Genomic DNA, 18668 nt, shown 5'->3' on the forward strand with positions numbered 1-18668 from the left:
GTCCCCGGCTCAGACCCCGACCTAGACCCCGACCCAGATCCCGACCCGGGCCCCCGCCCGGGCCCTCGGCTCAGCCCTCCTCGCCGACCACCCCGGCCAGCCCGTTCTCGTAGGCGAAGACCACCGCCTGGGTGCGGTCGCGGATCTCCAACTTGGCCAGGATCCGCCCGACATGGGTCTTGATGGTCTGCTCGGAGAGGAACAGTTCCTCGGCGATCTCCGCGTTGGACAGTCCCCGGGCGACCTGCCGCAGCACGTCCAGCTCGCGGACGGTGAGCGCGGACACCGCCTCGGGGCGGAGGTTCCCGGCCCGGCGGCGGCGGGCCACGTCGTCGATCAGCCGGCGGGTGACCGAGGGGGCGAGCAGCGCCTCGCCCGCGGCGACCACCCGGACCGCGTTGATCAGGTCCCGGGCCGGGGCGTCCTTGAGCAGGAAGCCGCTGGCGCCGCGGGCCAGCGCCTCGTAGACGTACTCGTCCAGGTCGAAGGTGGTGAGGATGAGCACCCGGGGGGCGACCGCGGAGGGGTCGGCCGGGTCGGTGCGGCCGACGATGCGGCCAGTGGCGGCCAGGCCGTCCATGCCGGGCATCCGGATGTCCATCACCACCACGTCGGGCCGCAGTTCGGCGGCGAGCCGGACCGCGAGCAGCCCGTCGCCCGCCTCGCCGACCAGCTCGATGTCGGGGGCCGACGACAGCAGCGCACCCAGCCCGTCCCGCACCATCTCCTGGTCGTCGACCAGGAGCACCCTGATGCTGCTGTCTGCCATGCGCGGGCTCCCCGTTGATGGTGCGTCAGGCGGAGTCACTCCGCGTCGGCCGTGGCACTCGATTCTCCCCCGCGCTGCGGCGGCACCCCGTCCAGGGGCAGTTGCGCGGTGACCTCGAAGCCGCCGTGCTCGCGCGGCACCGCCCGGAGCGTGCCGCCCAGCATCGCCGCGCGCTCGCGCATCCCGGTCAGCCCGTGGCCGCCCTGGCCGCCGGGGACCGGGCCGCCGGAGGTCCGGCCGTCGTCGGCGACGTGCACCTGGACCGCGTCCTGGGTGCGCAGCACCTCGATCTCCACCCTGGCCCCCGGCGCGTGCCGCCCGGCGTTGCTCAGCGCCTCCTGGACGATCCGGTAGACCGAGACGTCCACCACGGCGGGCGCCCGCTCGGGGCCGCCGGCCAGGGTGAGGTCCACCTGCATCCCGGCCTGCCGGGCCGCCCTGACCATCTCCGGGATCCGGTCGATGCCGGGCTGCGGAGCGCGCTCGGCGTTCTCGTCCTCCTCGCGGAGCAGCCCGATCACCCGGCGCATCTCGGTCAGCGCGGTGGTCGAGGCCTCACGGATCGCGCCGAAGGTGCGCAGGGTCTGCTCGGGCAGCCCCGGCTGCTTGTACGGGGCGGCCTCGGCCTGGATCGCGATCATCGACATGTGGTGCGCCACCACGTCGTGCAGCTCGCGGGCGATCCTGGACCGCTCCTCCAGCACGGCCTGGCGGGCCAGCCCGGCCCGGCGCTGCTCCTCGGCGGCGACCAGGTGCCGTTCGGCCTCCTGCCGGGAGTGGATCGACTCGCCGAGCACCAGCACCAGGGTCACCACCACCGCGGCCACCGCCAGCACCACCGGCGGCAGGCCGACCAGGAAGACCGCGGGCAGCAGCACCGCCAGCGCGGTCAGCAGGTCGACGCCGACCGCGACGTCCCGCCCGTACACCTGGGCGGTGACGAACAGCAGCACCACGTAGGCCAGGCAGCCGCTGACCGGCCAGGGCCAGAACGGGGTGGGCGCGTGGCCGACCTCGGCGAAGGTGGTCAGGGTGAGCCCGACCGCGGAGATCCGCCAGGCCGCCAGCGGACGCTGCGCGGCGAGCAGCAGCGGCAGCACCTGCAGCCCGGCCAGCGCCCAGGCGAGGCTGCCCAGGACGAGCTGGTTCAGCTGGGTGTCGGCGGTGTAGGTCAGCACGCAGACCCCGGCCCCGCAGAGCACCGCGAGGGCGGTGCGCAGCCGCGGGTTGGACAGCGAGCGGACCAGCAGCACGCGTTGGTCCGGGGCCGCCCAGGCGGCCTGGCGGACCAACTGCGCGACAGAGCGTACGCGAAGGAGGGCGGCGGTGGGGGCGGATGTGCTGCGCTGCGGTGCTCCGTCCATGGTGGCCCGAGCATATGCCTTGGAGGTGTCCGCCCGGGGGCGCTCGGCGCGAGGCGTCAGCGCGGGGCCCTCGGCGCGCGACGCCGGCGCACGGCGTCTGACGCGTCGTCGCGGGCTCAGAAGCTGTGGCCGAGCAGTTTCTCGACCTCGTCGCGGGTCGGCAGTGAGGGCTGCGCGCCGGGGAGGGTGGTGGCCAGGGCCGCGGCGGCGTTGGCGTGCCGGACGGCCTCGTGCAGCGGGCGGGACTCGGCCAGCGCGCAGGCGAGCGCGCCGCAGAAGGCGTCGCCCGCGGCGGTGGTGTCGACCGGGAGCACGTCGAACGCGGGCACCAGCAGGACGGCGCCCTCTTCGCAGAGCAGTGCTCCGTCCTCGCCCAGGGTGACCACGACCGCGGACGGGCCGCGCAGGCTGAGCGCCGCCTCGGCGACCGCGTGCAGGTCCGGCAGCTGGCGTCCGGTGAGGGCGGCCAGCTCGGTGCGGTTGGGGACCAGCACGTCCACCATGTCCAGCAGGTCGCGCAGGTCGGCGCGGGCGGCCTGGTCCTCCCGGGCCGGGGCCGGGTTGAGCAGGACGGTGCCGCCGGCCAGCCGCGCGGCGGTCTCCACGGTGGCGGCCGGGACCTCCTGCTGCAGCAGGGTGACGCTCGCGTCGCGGAGCACCGTTCCGGAAGCAGCGCAGTGCTCCGGAGCGAGAGCGGTGTTCGCGCCAGGGCTGACCACGATGGTGTTCTCGCCGGTCTCCCGGTCCACCGCGATCAGCGCCCGTCCGGTCCTGGCCCCCTGCTCGGCCAGCACCCAGCGCACGTTCACGCCCTCGCGCTCCAGCGCGGCCCGGAGCCGGACCCCGTCGGCGTCCGCCCCGACCCGGCCGACCATGGCGACCTGCGCGCCGAGCCGGGCCGCGGCCACGGCCTGGTTGGCGCCCTTGCCGCCGGGGTGCTCGGCCAGCTCCCCGCCGAGCACGGTCTCCCCGGGCAGGGGATGGTGCGGCACCGGCACGACCAGGTCGAGGTTGATGCTGCCCACTACTGCGATCATCGGCATGCTGAACACTCTAAGCAGCAGGTCAAGAGGTTCAGTGGAAGATTCAACGGTGGAACGTTCAACCGTTGAGCACGGCCTGCATCACCGCTCGGGCGATCGGCGCGGCCAGACCGCCGCCGCTGATGTCGGCCCGGTTGGCGTCGCTGTCCTCGACCACCACCGCGACCGCCACCGGGGAGGTCGCCGAGCCGCTGGGCTTCGCCCAGGAGATGAACCAGGCGTAGGGGGTGCCGCTGTTGTCGATGCCGTTCTGCGCGGTGCCGGTCTTGCCGCCGACGGTCACCCCGGGGATCGCCGCGTTGCCGCCGGTCCCGGAGGTCACCACGCCGACCATCGCCTGCTGCACCTGGTCCGCGACCGAGGCGCTGATCGGCTGCCCGAACCGCTGCGGCGTGAAGGACGTGAGCACATGGCCGTCGCTCCTGGTGGTGGACGCCACCAGCTGAGGCTTCATCAGCACCCCGCCGTCGGCGACCGCCGCCGCCACCTCGGCCATCTGCAACGGGGTGGCCGCGGTGTTGTACTGCCCGATCGAGGACTGGGCCAGATACGCCTTGCTGGTCATGGTGGTGTCGAAGACGCTCTTCACCACGCCCACCGGGACGGTCTGGGCGCTCTGGTCGAAGCCGAACGCCTCGGCCATCCGCACCATCCCGGCCTGCCCCACGTCGACGCCGAGCTTGCCGAAGACGGTGTTGCAGGACACCTGCAGCGCATACCGCAGGGTCGCGTTGCGGCAGGCGTCACTGGCGCTCTCGTTCACCAGCGGCACGGTGGTGTCCGGCGGGAGGTAGGGGTCGGGCGAGTCGGTCGGCACGTCGATGCCGCTGTAGATCCCGTCGGTGAGCCCGGCCGAGAGGGTCACCACCTTGAAGGTCGAGCCCGGCGGATACGTCTGCCGCAGCGCCCGGTTGAGCATCGGCTGCGAGGACTCGGCGTTCAGCGCGTCCCAGGCCTTGGTGACCGCGCTGCCGGTCCCGCTGACGCTGCCCGGGTCGTAGGACGGGGTGCTGGCCAGCGCCAGGATCCGGCCGGTGGCCGGGTCGATCGCGGCGACCGCGCCGCGTTTGCTTCCCAGCCCGGCGAACGCGGCCTGCTGCGCCTTGGCGTTGATGGTGGTGACCACGTCGCCGCCGGGCACCTGGGCCCGGCTGATCGCGTTCAGCAGCGGGTGGGTGGCCAGGTCGCTGTCCGTTCCAGCCAGGACGCCGTCCTCCACGCCCTCCAGCAGCGAGTTGCCGTAGGTCTGCGAGGAGAAGCCGGTGACCGGGGCGTAGAGCGGGCCGTCGGTGTAGCTCCTGCGGTACTGGTAGAGGCCGCTGCCGGTGTGCTGACTGGCCGTCACCGCCCGCCCGCCGACCAGGATGTCGCCGCGGGGCTGCGAGTAGCGGGCGATCACCGAGCGCTGGTTGGCGGCGTTGTCGTCGTACTTCTTCGCCTGGACGAACTGCACCCGGGTGAAGTTGACCAGCAGGACCAGGATCAGCAGCAGGCAGAAGTGCCCGGCCCGGCGCGAGGTCCGGCTCAGCGAGAGCCGGACCGCCCCGGCGGCCGGCTCCGACGCCGGGCCGGAACCACGGGTGGAGGGGCTCACGGGCGCACCGTCCCCGGAGCCGACCCGTCCCCCGGCTCCGGCGCGGCAGGCGACGGGGGCGCGGCAGGCGCGGACGGCGCGTCAGGCGCAGGCGCAGGCGGGACGTGCGGGCGGCGGGCCGCGTCGCTGAGCCGGACCAGCAGCGCCACCAGCACCCAGTTGGTCACCAGCGACGATCCGCCCTGGGCCAGGAACGGCATGGTCATCCCGGTCAGCGGGATGAGGTCGGTGACGCCGCCCGCCACCACGAACACCTGCAGCGCCAGCAGCGACGCCAGGCCGATCGCCAGCAGCCGCCCGAACGGGTCCCGCAGCATCGCCCCGGCCCGGTACCCCCGCACCACCAGCACCAGGTACACCAGCATCAGCGCGGCCAGGCCGACCAGGCCGATCTCCTCGCCGAAGGTGGCCAGGATCCAGTCCGACTTCACCGCGAAGCCGATCAGGTAGGAGTGGCCCTGGCCGAGGCCGGTGCCCAGCAGGCCGCCCGCCGCGAAGGCGAACAGCGACTGGGCCAGCTGCCCCGCGCCCTGACCCGCGTCGATGCTCGCCATCGGGTGCAGCCAGTCCACGAACCTGCTGTGCACATGCGGCTCCCACAGCGCCACCGGGACCACCGCGAGGCCGACCAGGACCAGGCCGACCGCGATCCAGCCGATCCGCCCGGTGGCCGTGTACAGCATCACCAGGAACAGGCCGAAGAAGATCAGGCAGGTGCCCAGATCCTGTTCGAGGAACAGCACGGCCGTGCTGACCAGCCAGATCACCATGATCGGGCCGAGGTCCCGGCCGCGCGGCAGCTCCAGCTTCCAGACCCGGCGGCCGGTCAGCGCCAGCGCGTCCCGGTTCAGCGCCAGGTAGGAGGCGAAGAAGATCGCCAGCGCGATCTTGGCGACCTCTCCCGGCTGGAACGACAGCGGCCCGATCTGGATCCAGATCTTGGCCCCGTACACCGCGGGCAGGAAGATCGGGACGATCATCAGCACGATCGCGCCGAAGGCCAGCAGATAGGTGTAGCGCTGGAGCACCCGGTAGTCCCTGAGCAGCAGCACCACGGCCGCGAACAGGGCGACCCCCAGCGCCGACCAGACCAGCTGCGAGGGCGCCGAGGAGGTGGCGGTGGCCCGGTCCAGCCGGTAGATCACCACCAGCCCGAGGCCGTTCAGCAGTACTGCCAGCGGCAGCAGCAGCGGGTCGGCGTACGGCGCCCGGAACCTCACCGCGAGGTGCCCGAGCAGGGCGAGCAGCCCGAGCCCCACGCCGTAGCCGAGGGTGTCCGGCGGGACCCTGTCGTCGATGGCGAGGCCCACGTCCGCGTAGCCGAAGGCCGCGATCAGCACGGCCAGCAGCACCAGCACCAGTTCGGTGCCGCGGCGGGTGGGGACCCGGGGCAGCGGCGTCGCGGGGCCTGCGGGGGTCGCGGGTACGGTCGCGGCGGCCATCGGCGTCCTCGGGGGCCGGTGCGGCCGTCAGCCGCGAGCCGCCAGGACCGCGATCTCGACCCCGATCAGCACGACGTCCGGGTTCACGACGTCCGGGTGGCCGACGGCGACGGGATTGCTCATGGTTTTCCTTCCCTGGCAGCGGGACTACCAGGGGAATTTAACAGCTTATGAGTCTTTTGTCCGATTTATCTGACGGCGTGTCGCCACCTGCTCCGGAGCCAGCGTGAAGCCGATCTCCGCGCCCCCGGCCAGCCCGGCCCGGTTCCGGGCGAAGGCCCGGCCGCCGTGGCTCTCGGCCACCTCCTTGACGATGGAGAGGCCGAGGCCCGAGCCGGGCAGGCTGCGGGCCCGGGTGGCCCGGTAGAAGCGGTCGAAGATCCGGTCGATGTCGCCCTCGTCCAGCCCCGGGCCCCGGTCCAGCACGGTGATCCGCTCGGTGGTCACCCGCACCAGGATCGGGGCGGCCTCCGGGGAGAACTTGGCGGCGTTCTCGACCAGGTTGGTGAGTGCTCGCTGCAGCGCCGCCGGGCGTCCGGTCACCAGCACCGGGGCGGCGTCCACCACGATCTCCCGCCCGGTCCTGCGCCGGGCCAGCTCGGCCACCCGCTCGGCCATGGCGTCCAGCTCGACCTCGACCGACTCCTCGGTCTCCCGGCGGTCGGCGGACAGCTCCACCAGCTCGTTCACCAGCACGCTCAGCTCCCTGGTCTCCGTCGCCAGGTCGTCCAGCAGCGCCGCCCTGGACTCCGCCGGCAGCCGTTCCAGCTGGCGCAGCGCGGCGATGTTGGTGCGCAGCGAGGTCAGCGGGGTGCGCAGTTCGTGCCCGGCGTCCTGGACCAGGCGGCGCTGGTCGTCCTTGGAGCGGGCCAGCCGGCCCAGCATGTCGTCGAAGGCCCGGCCGAGCCGGCCGATCTCGTCGCCGCCGCTGCGCGGCACGTCCACGTCCAGCTGTCCGGTGGAGGCGACCTGCTCGGCCACCCCGGTCAGCCGGACCAGCCGCCGGGTGATCCGCCCGGCCAGCCACCAGCCGGAACCTCCCGCGGCGAGCACCACCGCGGTCGCCAGCAGCGCGGTGCGCTCCAGCAGCTGGTAGAGCAGGTCGTCGGTGGCACTGAGCCGCTCGGAGAGCTGCACCGCGCCGCGACCGCCGCCCAGCGCCACGGTGACCACCCGGTAGCGGTCGCCGCCGGAGTCCTCGGTCACGTCGTGCACGTGCCCGGCCTTGCCCTGGGCGGCCAGGTCCTGGTCGGTCTCGTCGACCGGGAGCGGGTCCGGCTTGCCCTTCTCGACCACGCTGCCGTCCGGGCCCAGCACCTGGATGCCGATGTCGCCGGACTGGGTCAGCCGGTCCTCCAGCTGGTCGTCGTTCTGACTGCTGCTCTGGAAGTCGGACGGGTAGAGCTCCGACTGCACCACGGCGGCCTGCAGCACCGCCAGCGACTGGGCGAAGTCGCTGGCCCGGTCGTGCCGGATCAGGTTCGCCGCGGCGTCGTAGCCGAGACCGCCGACCAGCACCGCGACCAGCGCGGCGACCCCGGCGAAGGTGACCGAGAAGCGGACCCGCAGACCGGCCGGGACGGTGACCCGGCGCTGCGGAGCCGGTTCGGCCCGCTGCGCCGGGGGCGGCCCGACCGCTCCTGCGGTTCCCGACGGCCCGGTCGGCCCGGTCACGGCTCGCGAAGGGTGTAGCCGACGCCCCGGACGGTGTGGATCAGCGCGGGAGCGCCCTCGACCTCCAGCTTGCGGCGCAGGTAGCCGATGTAGACAGCGAGGTTCTTGGAGCCGGGCCCGAAGTCGTAGCCCCAGATCCGGTCGTAGACGGTGCTGTGGTCCAGCACGATCCCGGCGTTCCGGGCCAGCAGCTCCAGCAGGTCGTACTCGGTCCGGGACAGCGCGATCTCCGCGCCGTGCCGCCAGACCCGCCGGGCGGTCGGGTCGATCCGCAGGTCGGCGACCTCGATCAGGTCCCCGCCGACCGGGGCGGACCGGCTGGACGGCGGGTCGGCCGGGACCGGCACCGGAACGGCCCGGCGCAGCAGCGCGCGCAGCCGCGCCATCAGCTCGTCCGCCTCGAACGGCTTGACCATGTAGTCGTCCGCACCGGCGTCGAGCCCGGCCACCCGGTCGGAGGTCTCCACCCGGGCGGTGAGCATCAGGATCGGGGTGCGGTCGTTCTCGGCGCGCAACACGCCGCAGACCGCCAGGCCGTCGATGCCGGGCATCATCACGTCCAGCACGATGCAGTCCGGCCGCTCGCGGTGGATCGCGGCCAGAGCCTGGATGCCGTCGGCGACGGCGGTCACCTGGTAGCCCTCCAGGGTCAGCAGGCGGACAACGGATTCGCGAATGGCCCGGTCGTCCTCGGCCAGAAGTACAGTCGACGTCACAGCATCGATTCTCCACGGAACTCGTGAGAACGCGGTAAGAACGCGGATGAGGCTCTGCTCACGCCCACCGCCCGGCCGCGTCGGCGAGTCGCCCCCGGATTCACCCGCCGTAGACGGTGAGCACGGCGCCGTCGATCTCGATCCGGCGGGTGCCCGCCAGGTCCCCCCGGCACAGCGCGGCCAGGCAGCGGCGGAACAACAGCATCTCCGCGCCGTCCAGGACGGCGGCGGCGAGGTCGAGCACCTCCGCGAGGCCGTCGGTGGTGAGCTCGGCGGGAAGCTCACCGGAGAGCAGCACGACGGACTCGCCGCTGCTGCCCCGGACGACGGCGGTGGTGGGACCTCCCTGAACGACCAGCACGTATCCCCCTGGTCCCCGGGGGCGTCGTGCGGCTCACCCGCCCCTGTCATCCGCAGACGCTAGTCGCAGACGCGGGCGGGCAAGGGGGCCTGCGGCGATATTCGCCCGATCCGGTCATGTCCGGACAATCAGGGAACCGGATCTGGCACCGGCGGCGTGCTATCTGTCCGCTCTGCTTCGAGTGGCATCTCTGCCCGGTACGTCATCCGGCGGCGTCGCCGTCACCGCCCCGGCGGTCCAGCAGGGACTCGACCAGCGCGGCGACATGGCGGCGGTCGTCCACCGACAGCTTCTGCAGGCTGGCGATCAGCACGTCCACCTCCGGGTCGGACGAGCCTTCGGCGGCGGCGTAGACGTGGATCCCGCAGGCCTCCGCGGCGGCCCTGCGGACGGCGTCCAACGGCAGGTCGAGCGCCCGCGCCAGGCCCTCGAGGGTGGCCGGCTGCGGCATCCTGACCAGCCGTTCGGTGGTGGCGAGGTGATGCACCGTGGAGCGCGGGATGCCGCCCCGGCGGGCCGCCTCGCCATAGGACCAGCCCTGCCGGTCCAACCGCTCTCTCATCAACTGCTGCAGGGCGTTGGACACCTGGGCGACGCCTCCTGTCGGCCGCCCCTTCGGCGGCCTGCGACGGTCCGATTCTACGGCGATCTTCCGCTCCGGGGCCGATTCCAGGGCTCCCACCTGGCAACTTCTCTCTGTTACCGGTCTGTTGCAGAACGTTGCGACGGAATCGCTTGCGAAGCGCGTTCCCGGCCGACTAGTGTCCAATCTCGTTGGACAGAACGTCCGACCGAGTTGGACGGAGTCGGGGGGGTTCCCTTCTCCTGTCTGATCGTCACCAGTCCATTCCTTAGGGGGAATTGACCATGCTTGACATCAACGAGCTGGACGCGGAGTCCGCCGAGCTGCTCCCCGGCCGCGAGGCCCTGTCCAAGCTGAAGTTCAGCTTCGCCAAGACCGTGAACGTCACCAAGCACGTCGCCAACGTCGAGGCGGCCAACAGCTCCTCCGCCGGCAACTGGGGCTCGCTGGGCGCGGTCGCCTCCTCCAGCGCCAGCCAGTCGATCAGCATCAGCCAGTAGTTCCCACCCGCGGTACTCACACCCGCAGGGCCCGCAGAACCCTCAGACACCACTTCTCGAAAGGCACTCCCATGAGCATGGACATGAATGAGCTGAACGCCGAGTCCGCCGAGCTGCTCCCCGGCCGCGAGGCGCTCAGCAAGCTGAAGTTCAGCTTCACCAAGACCGTCAACGTCACCAAGCACGTCGCCAACGTCGAGGCCAGCAACCAGTCCCTGGCCGGCAACTTCGCCTCGCTCGGCTCCGCGGCCGGCTCGGACGCCTCGCAGTCGATCAGCATCCACCAGTAGCACCGGCTCAAGGCGAAGCACAGGGGCGCGGGCCGCGCCGGGGAGGGCGCGGCCCGCGCCGGGGGAGGACACAGCATGACCGTGAGCGTGGAGCCGGGGGCACTGGTGCCCGGACCGGGGGGTTTCGCCACCACGTACCAGCAGTTCGAGCTGCACGGGCAGCTCGGGCACGACGAGTACGACGAGCAGCGCACCGTGGAGCAGCCGTACCCCGCGGAGCCCGTGCCCGCGTTCCCGGTGCCCAGGCTGGCCGCCGGCCTCCGCCTGCACGGCGAGTACCAGGGCTCCGGCTTCACCGAGGCCAAGTACATCGCCCGCCGCGGGGACGGCCAGGTGGTGCAGCTCTCGCGGCTGCTCCACCTGGTCGCCGGGTGCATCGACGGCGTCAGCGACACCGAGCGCATCTCGCACCGGGTCAGCGGCCTCTACGGGCGCGAGGTGAGCGAGCAGAACATCGCCTACCTGGTCGAGCAGAAGCTCCAACCTCTGGGCGTCACCGTCCCGTTCGACCAGGAGGGCGACGAGGTCGCCGAGGCGCCGCGGTCCGACCTGCTGCTGGCGCTCAAGGGCCACAAGGTGATGTTCGGCGAGGCCCGGGTGAACCGGATCGGCCGCTCGCTGGCCTGGCTGCACCGTCCGGCCGTGGTGGTGCTGGTGCTGGCCGCCATGGTCGCCATGGACGTCTGGCTGTTCGGCTTCTACGGGGCGATGACCCCGGTGCTGGAGGTGCTGAACCAACCGGTGCTGCTGCTGGTGGTGTTCGCGCTGACGGTGGCCTCGGTGGTGTTCCACGAGTTCGGCCACGCCTCGGCCTGCCGCTACGGCGGGGCGCACCCCGGCTGCATCGGCTGCGGGCTGTTCCTGATCTGGCCGTCCATGTACACCGACGTCACCGACGTCTACCGGATCGGCCGGGCCGGGCGGATCAGGACCGACCTGGGCGGGGTCTACTTCAACGTCGTCTTCATGCTCGGCATGGGCGGCTGCTACTTCCTGACCGGCCAGCCGTTCTTCCTCAGCGCCGTCTACCTCGGCCACTTCGAGGTGCTGGAGCAACTGATGCCCGCCGTCCGGCTGGACGGCTACTACATCCTCGGCGACCTCGCCGGGGTGCCCGACCTGTTCGGGAAGATCAAGCCGATCCTGCTGAGCGTGCTGGACTCGGTGCTCCACCGGGGCCGTCCGGTCCGTCCCGAGGTCGCCGACCTGAAGAAGTCGGCCCGGGTCATCGTCACCACCTGGGTGCTGACCATGGTCCCGCTGCTGCTCGGCGACCTGGGCTACGCCCTGTGGAACCTGCCGCGGATCCTCAGCACCGGCATCCGCTCGCTGACCGCCCAACTCAGCGGCACCGGCGCGGCGTTCGCGGACGGCCACCTGGCGGCCGGTCTGGTCGGGGTGCTCGGCAGCGCCATGCTGATCTGCCCGCTCGCCGGGATGACCTACCTCTCGGTCCGGCTCGGCGGCCGGCTGCTGCGGACCGCGGTCCGGGCCACCCACGGCAACCGCAAGCTGCAACTGGGCTTCTGCGTCCTCGGGTTGGCCGGGGTCACCGCGCTGGGCTGCGCCTGGGCCGGGGGGATCACCCCCAAGCCGCTGCCGCCGACCGCGCCGATCGTCCCGGTGCTGCAGCCCGGGGTGACCGCCCCGCCGCCGAGTCGCCAGGCTCCGGCCCCGTCGCAGCCCGGCGTCGGGACCGGCAGCGTCACGCAGGGCGGATCCACCGCGCCCGCCGCGGGCGGCGGCCCGGTGCCCGGCCTCAGCCCGACCCCGGGCAGCACGACGCCCGCGCCGTCCGGCGCCTCCCCCGGCGCCCCCGGCAAGCCGGTCGGCACCGCGTCGCACGCACCGGCGACGGTGGCGGGTTCGCCGCCGCCGGCCACCACCCAGCCCGCGCCGACCAGCGCGGCCCCGACCGACCCTCCGACCACGGCCGCGCCGACCCAAGCGCCGACCACGGACCCGGCCACCGCGGCTCCCTCCCCGGCCGCCACGCAGTAGTGACCCGCACGACGGCCGCACAGCGGTGGCCGCACGGCAGCGGACCCGCGACCAGGATCCTCGATCCAGCACACCTTCAGGAGACCTCATGATGAACCTCAACCAGCACCGCAGAGCGGCTGCCACCCGGACCGGGCTCGGCCGCAAGGCCGTCCGGATCGGGCTGCTCGCCGGCGTGGGCCTCACCGCGGTGGCCACCGCGGCCACCGCCCAGGCCGCCGGCCCCGGATCCACGGCGGGGACCGGACACGGGGTGGCCATCGCCAGCGACAGCGCCCACGCGCTCGCCGTCCCGGGGCAGCGCACCCGCTTCGACGACTCCTTCACCGTGCACCAGGAGGGCAGCGTCTTCGCTGCGGCGTTCCACAACCAGGCCGAGGCCGACTCGGTGGGCTGCACCGCGGCCAAGCCCTGCCGCTCGGTGGCGCTGTCCTTCCAGATCGTCACCATGGCCGGGGAGAACATCCATCTCAACGCGGTGAACACCAGCAACGCCGCGAACCGGCACTGCGACGGCTGCCAGACCCTGGCCGGCGCCTACCAGTTCATCGTCTCCACGCCGCGCCCGTTCACCCTGAGCGGGGCCCAACTGCGCCAACTCGCTGACATCCACCGCAGGCTGGACGCACTGGGCAGGTCGACCGCACCGATCGCGACGGTGAAGGCCCAGGCCGACGCCCTGGCCGCACAGGTCACCGCGCTCCTCGACACCGCCGCCGCGCACGCCCCCAAGGGCCCCGGCGTGGACGCCCTCGGCGTCACCGCCCCGCACGTCACCGTGCACCGGATGTACACCAGCTGACTCCACGTCAACTCCGTTGCTGCTCAGGCACCACCCCCGACCGCACCACTCCCCCCGCGCGCCTGCCGGCGCCCGCGGCTGCCGCCCTGGCCCCTTCCCGGCCACGGCGGCAGTCGTGCGCCCGGGAGCCGGAACGAGAAGGAGTCGGTGGACAGCCCGGCACCGCCGTTCCAGATCTCGAAACCCGCCTGCACCGAGCACAGGTAGCCCGCGGCCGGGATGTACCCGCGGTCGACGGCGTCGGCGATGAACCGGCGCAGGTGCAGGTCGTGGACCGAGGTGGTGGTCACCGCGCGCTGATAGGTGATCACCTGATGGTCCGTCGGGGAGGTGCGGGACGTCGGCCGGTGGCCGTAGACCAGGTAGGCCTTGCCGTTCAGGGTGACCGTCGAACCGCTCCCGCCGAGCCGCCCGCCGAGGGGGACCGGGCCGCCCCGCTGGTTCACCCAGACCATCAGCTCGTACGGCGGGACCTTCGCGGCGCAGCCCGTCGCGTCCCGCGCCAACCAGACGTCGTACGCCACGTCGTACCGGCCGGTCGGCACGACCGTGGTGCTCCAGCTGGTCAGCGCATCACCCAAGGAGGCCACCGGCACCGGGAGTTCCCCGGCCCCGGGCTGGTACGCGATGCGCGGGTACGCCCCGGGGGCTCCGGCGCTGCTGTCGGCGCCGGCCGACAGGCCGCTGCTGGTCACCGTGAAGTCCGCACCGCCGTCGCCGCTCATGCACAGCGCCGCCTGCGAGTTCCACTCGTCCGGGTTCAGCTGGTAGGAGCCGTTCCCCACCGACGCCACCGGGAAGCGCTGGCCCGGCCTGGTGCAGAGCGAGACCGGACCGCGCGTGGCCGGTCCACCGCCGAACCCCTGCTGGAGCACGGCCGCCACCGCCACCCCTGCCGTCAGCAGCACCGGCAGCGCCACCAGCACCCAGCGCCGGACCACCTCTGCCCCCTCAGCGCCGACCAGCTCGATTTCCCTGGTCAGCGTACCCGCGACAAACGGCTGGGCCCGGCAACCGAGGGGACGGTCGCCGGGCCCAGCCGTTCGAGCGCACGCGGTGCGCGCGGTGCTCGCCCACCTGGCGCGGGGTCAGGCAGTGGCCAGGGAGACCTCGGTGGACTTGATGAGCGCCACCACCGGCGCGCCTGCGGCGATGCCGAGGTCGGCGACGGCGTCCTTGGTGATCGCGGCGGTCAGCTCGCCGCCGTCGATGGTGATCTTGACGGTGGCCATCGCGCCGCCGGTGGAGACGTCGGCGACGGTGCCCGCGATCTGGTTGCGGATGCTCAGGCCTGCGACCGGGCCGGTGGCCAGGGAGACGTCGGTGGACTTGACCATGGTCCGCACCGGGCTGCCCGGGGTCAGGCGGAGCTCCTCGACGGCCTCGCGGGTGACGGCGGAGGTGATGTCCTGGCCGCCGGCCAGCCGGGTCTTCACGGTGGCCATGACCTCGCCGGAGACGACGGAGGCGACGGTGCCGGGGAACTGGTTGCGGATGCTCAGGCTCATGGGGTCCAACCTCACGTGATCGGGATTCTCAGGTTCATTCCTGACCGGCTGCCCCCAACGTAGCGAACCGCGGCGGGCGGTGTTTTTCGCGGGCCGCAGATGCGACCCGGGCCGCGGCGCTTCCGCCGCGTTTCCGTCCCCATAATTTTTCCGTGCGGCGGACGGCCCGCAGGTCCCGGCCCGCGGTGACTTTGGTCCCTCACGGCCATGAATTTCCTCTGATAACCGGCTGTGGTTTGCCTTTGCATGTGCCGGGCGATTCGGCTTATCGTCTTGCATATGCAGTCCTACACCGTCGGCCAAGCCGCCCGTCTCCTGGGCGTCAGCCCGGACACCGCCCGTCGTTGGGCGGACGCGGGCCGGATCGCCACCCGTGACCAGGGCGGCCGTCGAATGATCGACGGACGTGATCTGGCCGCGCTCGCGGTCCAGGTCGCACAGGGCGGCGTTGTCGACGAGGACAGCGCCACCGTCTCGGCCCGCAACGCATTTCCCGGAATCGTCACCGCGGTGAAAGTCGGGGACGTCGCCGCGCAGGTCGAGATCCATGCCGGTCCGCATCGCCTGGTGTCACTGCTGACCCGTGAAGCGGTCGAAGAACTCGGTATCGAGGTCGGTATGCGCGCCACCGCCCGGGTGAAATCCACCGACGTACTCGTCGAGCGCGCCTGACGTCACCCGACTGCCTCTTCCCAGGAGCCTGGGAGGCCATTCGGTGCCAGCTGTTGTGTCCACCCGTGCCGGGTCGACCAGGGAGTGTTTTTCCATGCCCACTGTCGTGACCGCCCGCCGTTCCTTCGCCGCCCTGCTCTGCGCGGCGGTGGTCGTTCCGTTGGCCGCCTGCGGCAGCGGCGGCGGCGGCACAGCGGACGACCTGTCAGCCGCGAGCGGCGGCAGCAGCAGCGCGCCGAAGGCAACCCTCACGGTGCTGGCCGCGGCCTCGTTGACGGACGTCTTCAAGACGGCGGGTGCGGCCTACCAGAAGGACCACCCGGGCACCACCGTGACGTTCTCCTTCGCCGGCTCCCAGGAGCTGGCCGCGCAGGTGAAGCAGGGCGCCCCGGCCGACGCCCTGGTGACGGCGGACACCAAGACCATGGACGGGCTCAAGGACAGCACCGGCACCCCGACCACCATCGCCAAGAACCGCCTGGTGATCGTGACCGCCCCGGGCAACCCGATGAAGGTCGAGAACCTCAAGGACCTGTCCGACAGCAAGCTGAAGGTCGTCCTGGCCGCCTCCGAGGTCCCGGTCGGCCGCTACAGCCAGCAAGTGCTGGACGCGCAGAAGATCACGGTCAAGCCGGTCTCCCAGGAGCCCAACGTCCGCGCCGTGCTGAGCAAGGTCCAGCTGGGCGAGGCCGACGCCGGGATCGTCTACGCCACCGACGCCAGCAGTGCGGGCGGCAAGGTCGCCACCGTCCAGATCCCGGACGCGCAGAACGCCATCGCCTCCTACCCGGCCGCCACCCTGAAGACGTCCAAGGACGCACGGGCCGCCCAGGAGTTCGTGACCTGGCTGAACAGCGAGCAGGCGCAGCAGATCCTCCAGGCCGCGGGCTTCCAGAAGCCCTGAGCCACAGCCGCTCCCCCCAAAGACTCTCGGGGGCCCGCGCCGGCGGGCCCCCGAGACCCGTCCCGCCCCATCCGCACCCGCCCCCGGAGGGGACCCGCCGATGAAGCTGACCAGGCCCCGGTCGCCGGGGCGCCGCGCGCCGCTTCCGCTGGCCGTCCCCGCGGTGCTGGCCATCGCCTTCCTGCTGCTGCCGCTGGTCGGCATCCTGGCCCGGACCCCCTGGTCCGACCTGGTCGGCAACCTCACCGACCCGGCCGTGCTGACCGCCCTGCGGCTGTCCCTGCTGGTGTCCTTCTCCGCGCTCGGCCTGTCGCTGCTGCTCGGCGTCCCGCTGGCCTGGTTGCTGGCCCGGGTCGACTTCCCCGGCAAGACCCTGGTCCGCTCGCTGGTGCTGCTGCCGATGGTGCTGCCGCCCACCGTCGGAGGTGTCGCGCTGCTGCTCGGCTTCGGCCGCAGGGGGCTGCTCGGGCCCTGGCTGGAGAGCTGGTTCGGCATCACCCTGCCGTTCCACACCTCCGGCGCCATCGTCGCCGCGACCTTCGTCGCCATGCCGTTCCTGGTGATCAGCCTCGAAGGCACGCTGGCCGGGATGCACCCCCGCTACGAGGAGACCGCCGCCTCGCTCGGCGCCAACCCGATCCGGGTGTTCTTCACCGTCACCGTCCCCATGGTCGCCCCGGGGCTGGCCGCGGGAGCCGCGCTGACCTGGGCCCGCGCGCTGGGCGAGTTCGGCGCCACGATCACCTTCGCCGGCAACCTCCCCGGCGTCACCCAGACCCTCCCGTTGCAGGTCTACCTGCTGCTGCAGGACTCCCCCGAAGCCGCGACCTCGGTCTCGCTGCTGCTGCTCGCCATCGCCATGGCCGTCCTGATCGCCCTCCGCGGACGCTGGACCGGCAACAACGGCCGCGCCACCAGCCGCCGCCGGGGCTCCGCTGCGTCCCCGGCCGACGAACCCGCCACCGCCGTCGGCCTCGACGAGGTGGACACCGAGCCGCTGCCCGCGCCCACCGAGCTCTGGTCGCTGCACGCCCAGGTCACCGGCTTCAACCGACTCGACCTGGACGCGGCCCCCGGCACCACCGTCGCCGTGGTCGGCCCCAACGGTTCGGGCAAGACCACGCTGCTGCGCGCCCTGCTCGGGCTGACCCCGCGCTCACGGGCCGTCACCCGGCTGGGCGAGGACGACGTCACCGGTCTGCCGCCGCACCGCCGCGGGGTGTCCTGGGTGCCGCAGGACGGCGCGCTGTTCCCGCATCTGACCGCGCTCGGCAACACCGCCTTCGGCCCCCGCGCCCAGGGCCACCCGCGGGCCCGAGCCAAGGCCGACGCCCAGCAGTGGCTCGACCGGCTCGGCGTGGGCCACCTGGCCCACCGCAAGCCCGGACAGCTCTCCGGCGGCCAGGCCCAACGCGTCGCCCTGGCCCGCGCCCTGGCCGCGAGGCCGCGACTGCTGCTGCTGGACGAGCCGCTGGCCGCCCTGGACCAGACCACCCGCGCCCATGTCCGGCACACCCTGCGGCACCACCTCACCGGGTTCGGCGGTGTCTGTCTGATCGTCACCCACGACCCGGTCGAAGCCGTCTCGCTGGCCGACCAGGTCCTGGTGCTGCAGGACGGCAGCGCCCTGCAGTACGCGCCGCCCGCCGAGATCACCCGCACCCCGCGCTCCCCGTGGGTGGCCCGGATGCTGGGCCGCAACGCCTGGCCCGGCACCGCCACCGCCGACGGCCTCGCCCTCGACGGCGCGCACCCCACCCGGCTCACCGCCGCGGAACCGCTGCCGCTGGGCACCCAGGCGCTGGCCGTCGTCAGCCCGGAAGCCGTCTCGGTCCACCGCGAGCAGCCCACCGGCAGCCCCCGCAACCAGTGGCCGGGGCGGATCGCCGAGATCACCCCTGTGGGCAGTCGGCTGCGCCTGGTCATCACCTCCGACCAGGCGCCCGACATCGTCGCCGAGATCACCCCGCAGTCGGCCGCCGACCTCGGCCTCACCGAGGGCACCCCGGTCTGGGCGGGCATCAAGGCCACCGAGACCACCCTGGTCCCGGTCTGACCACGCCTCGGCGCCGGGGGCCCGCCCGCTACCCCTCGACCGCCTCGTCCAGGAAGCGCAGCAGCACCGAGGCCTCCGTGCGGAGCTGCGCGGCCCGGTCGGCGTGCGCGGGCGCGGTCAACTCCGCCGCCGCGTCCAGGCGTTCGGCGGCCTCGGCCCGCACGATCTCCGCCACCTCGCGCTCGCTCAGCTCACGGCGTGCCGCCTCGGTGGCGCCGACGCCGACGGGTGACTGCTCCAGGGCCATGCCCCGCGTCCCGGCTTCGTCCACGGGCACCGCCTCCGCGTTGTCCAGTGCGGCGAGCGTGGTGCGCAGGGCGCTCACCGCGACCTTGTCGCGGGCGCGCATCGCTTCCGGCAGGGCTTGACGCATACGAACACGTAGGGAC

19 protein-coding genes are annotated in these 18668 nt (G+C 72.9%); 7 read left to right on the top strand and 12 right to left on the bottom strand.

What is annotated here, in order from left to right; translation table 11 throughout:
- Window positions 1-70: 70 nt before the first annotated feature.
- The 9 genes from ACEZDE_RS00830 to ACEZDE_RS00870 form a co-directional block, all read right to left on the bottom strand.
- Window positions 71-769, bottom strand: a complete 699-nt coding sequence (locus tag ACEZDE_RS00830) for a response regulator (RefSeq protein ID WP_380530474.1) — start codon at window positions 767-769, stop codon at window positions 71-73.
- A 35-nt stretch (window positions 770-804) separates the two neighbouring features.
- Window positions 805-2133 (bottom strand): sensor histidine kinase, encoded by a 1329-nt coding sequence (locus ACEZDE_RS00835; RefSeq protein ID WP_380530477.1) that lies wholly within the window; start codon window positions 2131-2133, stop codon window positions 805-807.
- A 116-nt stretch (window positions 2134-2249) separates the two neighbouring features.
- Window positions 2250-3176, bottom strand: a complete 927-nt coding sequence (rbsK, locus tag ACEZDE_RS00840; protein ID WP_380530480.1) for a ribokinase — start codon at window positions 3174-3176, stop codon at window positions 2250-2252.
- A gap of 58 nt (window positions 3177-3234) precedes the next feature.
- Complete coding sequence (locus tag ACEZDE_RS00845; RefSeq protein WP_380531166.1) at window positions 3235-4704, bottom strand: peptidoglycan D,D-transpeptidase FtsI family protein; 1470 nt, start codon at window positions 4702-4704, stop codon at window positions 3235-3237.
- Window positions 4705-4766: 62 nt separating this feature from the next.
- Entirely contained in the window at window positions 4767-6212 is a 1446-nt protein-coding gene (locus ACEZDE_RS00850; protein ID WP_380530483.1) for an FtsW/RodA/SpoVE family cell cycle protein, read from the bottom strand.
- A gap of 168 nt (window positions 6213-6380) precedes the next feature.
- Window positions 6381-7886, bottom strand: a complete 1506-nt coding sequence (locus ACEZDE_RS00855) for a sensor histidine kinase (protein WP_380530486.1) — start codon at window positions 7884-7886, stop codon at window positions 6381-6383.
- Window positions 7883-8602 (bottom strand): response regulator transcription factor, encoded by a 720-nt coding sequence (locus ACEZDE_RS00860; RefSeq protein ID WP_380530489.1) that lies wholly within the window; start codon window positions 8600-8602, stop codon window positions 7883-7885. The genes ACEZDE_RS00855 and ACEZDE_RS00860 overlap by 4 nt, the downstream gene beginning before the upstream one ends.
- 100 nt (window positions 8603-8702) lie before the next feature.
- Window positions 8703-8963, bottom strand: coding sequence for a hypothetical protein (locus ACEZDE_RS00865; RefSeq protein WP_380530492.1), 261 nt, complete (start codon window positions 8961-8963; stop codon window positions 8703-8705).
- A gap of 202 nt (window positions 8964-9165) precedes the next feature.
- A complete protein-coding gene (locus tag ACEZDE_RS00870; protein WP_380530495.1) occupies window positions 9166-9549 on the bottom strand; it encodes a helix-turn-helix domain-containing protein in 384 nt (127 codons plus the stop codon).
- A 281-nt stretch (window positions 9550-9830) separates the two neighbouring features.
- Here ACEZDE_RS00870 and ACEZDE_RS00875 point away from each other — a divergent pair, with 281 nt between their 5' ends.
- The 4 genes from ACEZDE_RS00875 to ACEZDE_RS00890 all read left to right on the top strand — a co-directional run bounded on the left by ACEZDE_RS00875 (window position 9831) and on the right by ACEZDE_RS00890 (window position 13139).
- Window positions 9831-10046 carry a hypothetical protein gene (locus ACEZDE_RS00875; RefSeq protein WP_380530498.1) on the top strand — a complete coding sequence of 72 codons (216 nt, stop codon included), beginning with the start codon at window positions 9831-9833 and terminating at the stop codon, window positions 10044-10046.
- Between the two features lie 71 nt (window positions 10047-10117).
- Window positions 10118-10336 (top strand): hypothetical protein, encoded by a 219-nt coding sequence (locus ACEZDE_RS00880; RefSeq protein ID WP_380530501.1) that lies wholly within the window; start codon window positions 10118-10120, stop codon window positions 10334-10336.
- A gap of 75 nt (window positions 10337-10411) precedes the next feature.
- Entirely contained in the window at window positions 10412-12337 is a 1926-nt protein-coding gene (locus ACEZDE_RS00885; protein WP_380530504.1) for a hypothetical protein, read from the top strand.
- Between the two features lie 88 nt (window positions 12338-12425).
- Window positions 12426-13139, top strand: a complete 714-nt coding sequence (locus tag ACEZDE_RS00890; protein WP_380530507.1) for a hypothetical protein — start codon at window positions 12426-12428, stop codon at window positions 13137-13139.
- 23 nt (window positions 13140-13162) lie between these two features.
- Here the strand turns inward: ACEZDE_RS00890 and ACEZDE_RS00895 are convergent, their stop codons facing one another.
- Both ACEZDE_RS00895 and ACEZDE_RS00900 read right to left on the bottom strand, forming a co-directional pair.
- Window positions 13163-14080: a GH12 family glycosyl hydrolase domain-containing protein gene (locus tag ACEZDE_RS00895; protein WP_380530510.1), complete on the bottom strand. Its 918-nt coding sequence runs from the start codon at window positions 14078-14080 to the stop codon at window positions 13163-13165.
- A gap of 147 nt (window positions 14081-14227) precedes the next feature.
- Entirely contained in the window at window positions 14228-14647 is a 420-nt protein-coding gene (locus tag ACEZDE_RS00900) for a TOBE domain-containing protein (protein WP_380530514.1), read from the bottom strand.
- 279 nt (window positions 14648-14926) lie between these two features.
- On the opposite strand from ACEZDE_RS00900, the gene ACEZDE_RS00905 reads away from it, so the two are divergent.
- From ACEZDE_RS00905 to ACEZDE_RS00915, 3 genes are all read left to right on the top strand, one after another.
- Window positions 14927-15319 (top strand): TOBE domain-containing protein, encoded by a 393-nt coding sequence (locus ACEZDE_RS00905; RefSeq protein WP_380530516.1) that lies wholly within the window; start codon window positions 14927-14929, stop codon window positions 15317-15319.
- A 94-nt stretch (window positions 15320-15413) separates the two neighbouring features.
- Window positions 15414-16223 (top strand): molybdate ABC transporter substrate-binding protein, encoded by an 810-nt coding sequence (gene modA, locus ACEZDE_RS00910; RefSeq protein ID WP_380530518.1) that lies wholly within the window; start codon window positions 15414-15416, stop codon window positions 16221-16223.
- A gap of 100 nt (window positions 16224-16323) precedes the next feature.
- Entirely contained in the window at window positions 16324-18279 is a 1956-nt protein-coding gene (locus ACEZDE_RS00915) for an ABC transporter permease (RefSeq protein ID WP_380530521.1), read from the top strand.
- A gap of 28 nt (window positions 18280-18307) precedes the next feature.
- On the opposite strand, the gene ACEZDE_RS00920 is transcribed toward ACEZDE_RS00915, so the two are convergent.
- A complete protein-coding gene (locus ACEZDE_RS00920) occupies window positions 18308-18628 on the bottom strand; it encodes a hypothetical protein (RefSeq protein ID WP_380531169.1) in 321 nt (106 codons plus the stop codon).
- Window positions 18629-18668 lie beyond the last annotated feature (40 nt).

Source organism: Streptacidiphilus cavernicola (genome assembly GCF_042510955.1).
Lineage (GTDB): Bacteria > Actinomycetota > Actinomycetes > Streptomycetales > Streptomycetaceae > Streptacidiphilus > Streptacidiphilus cavernicola.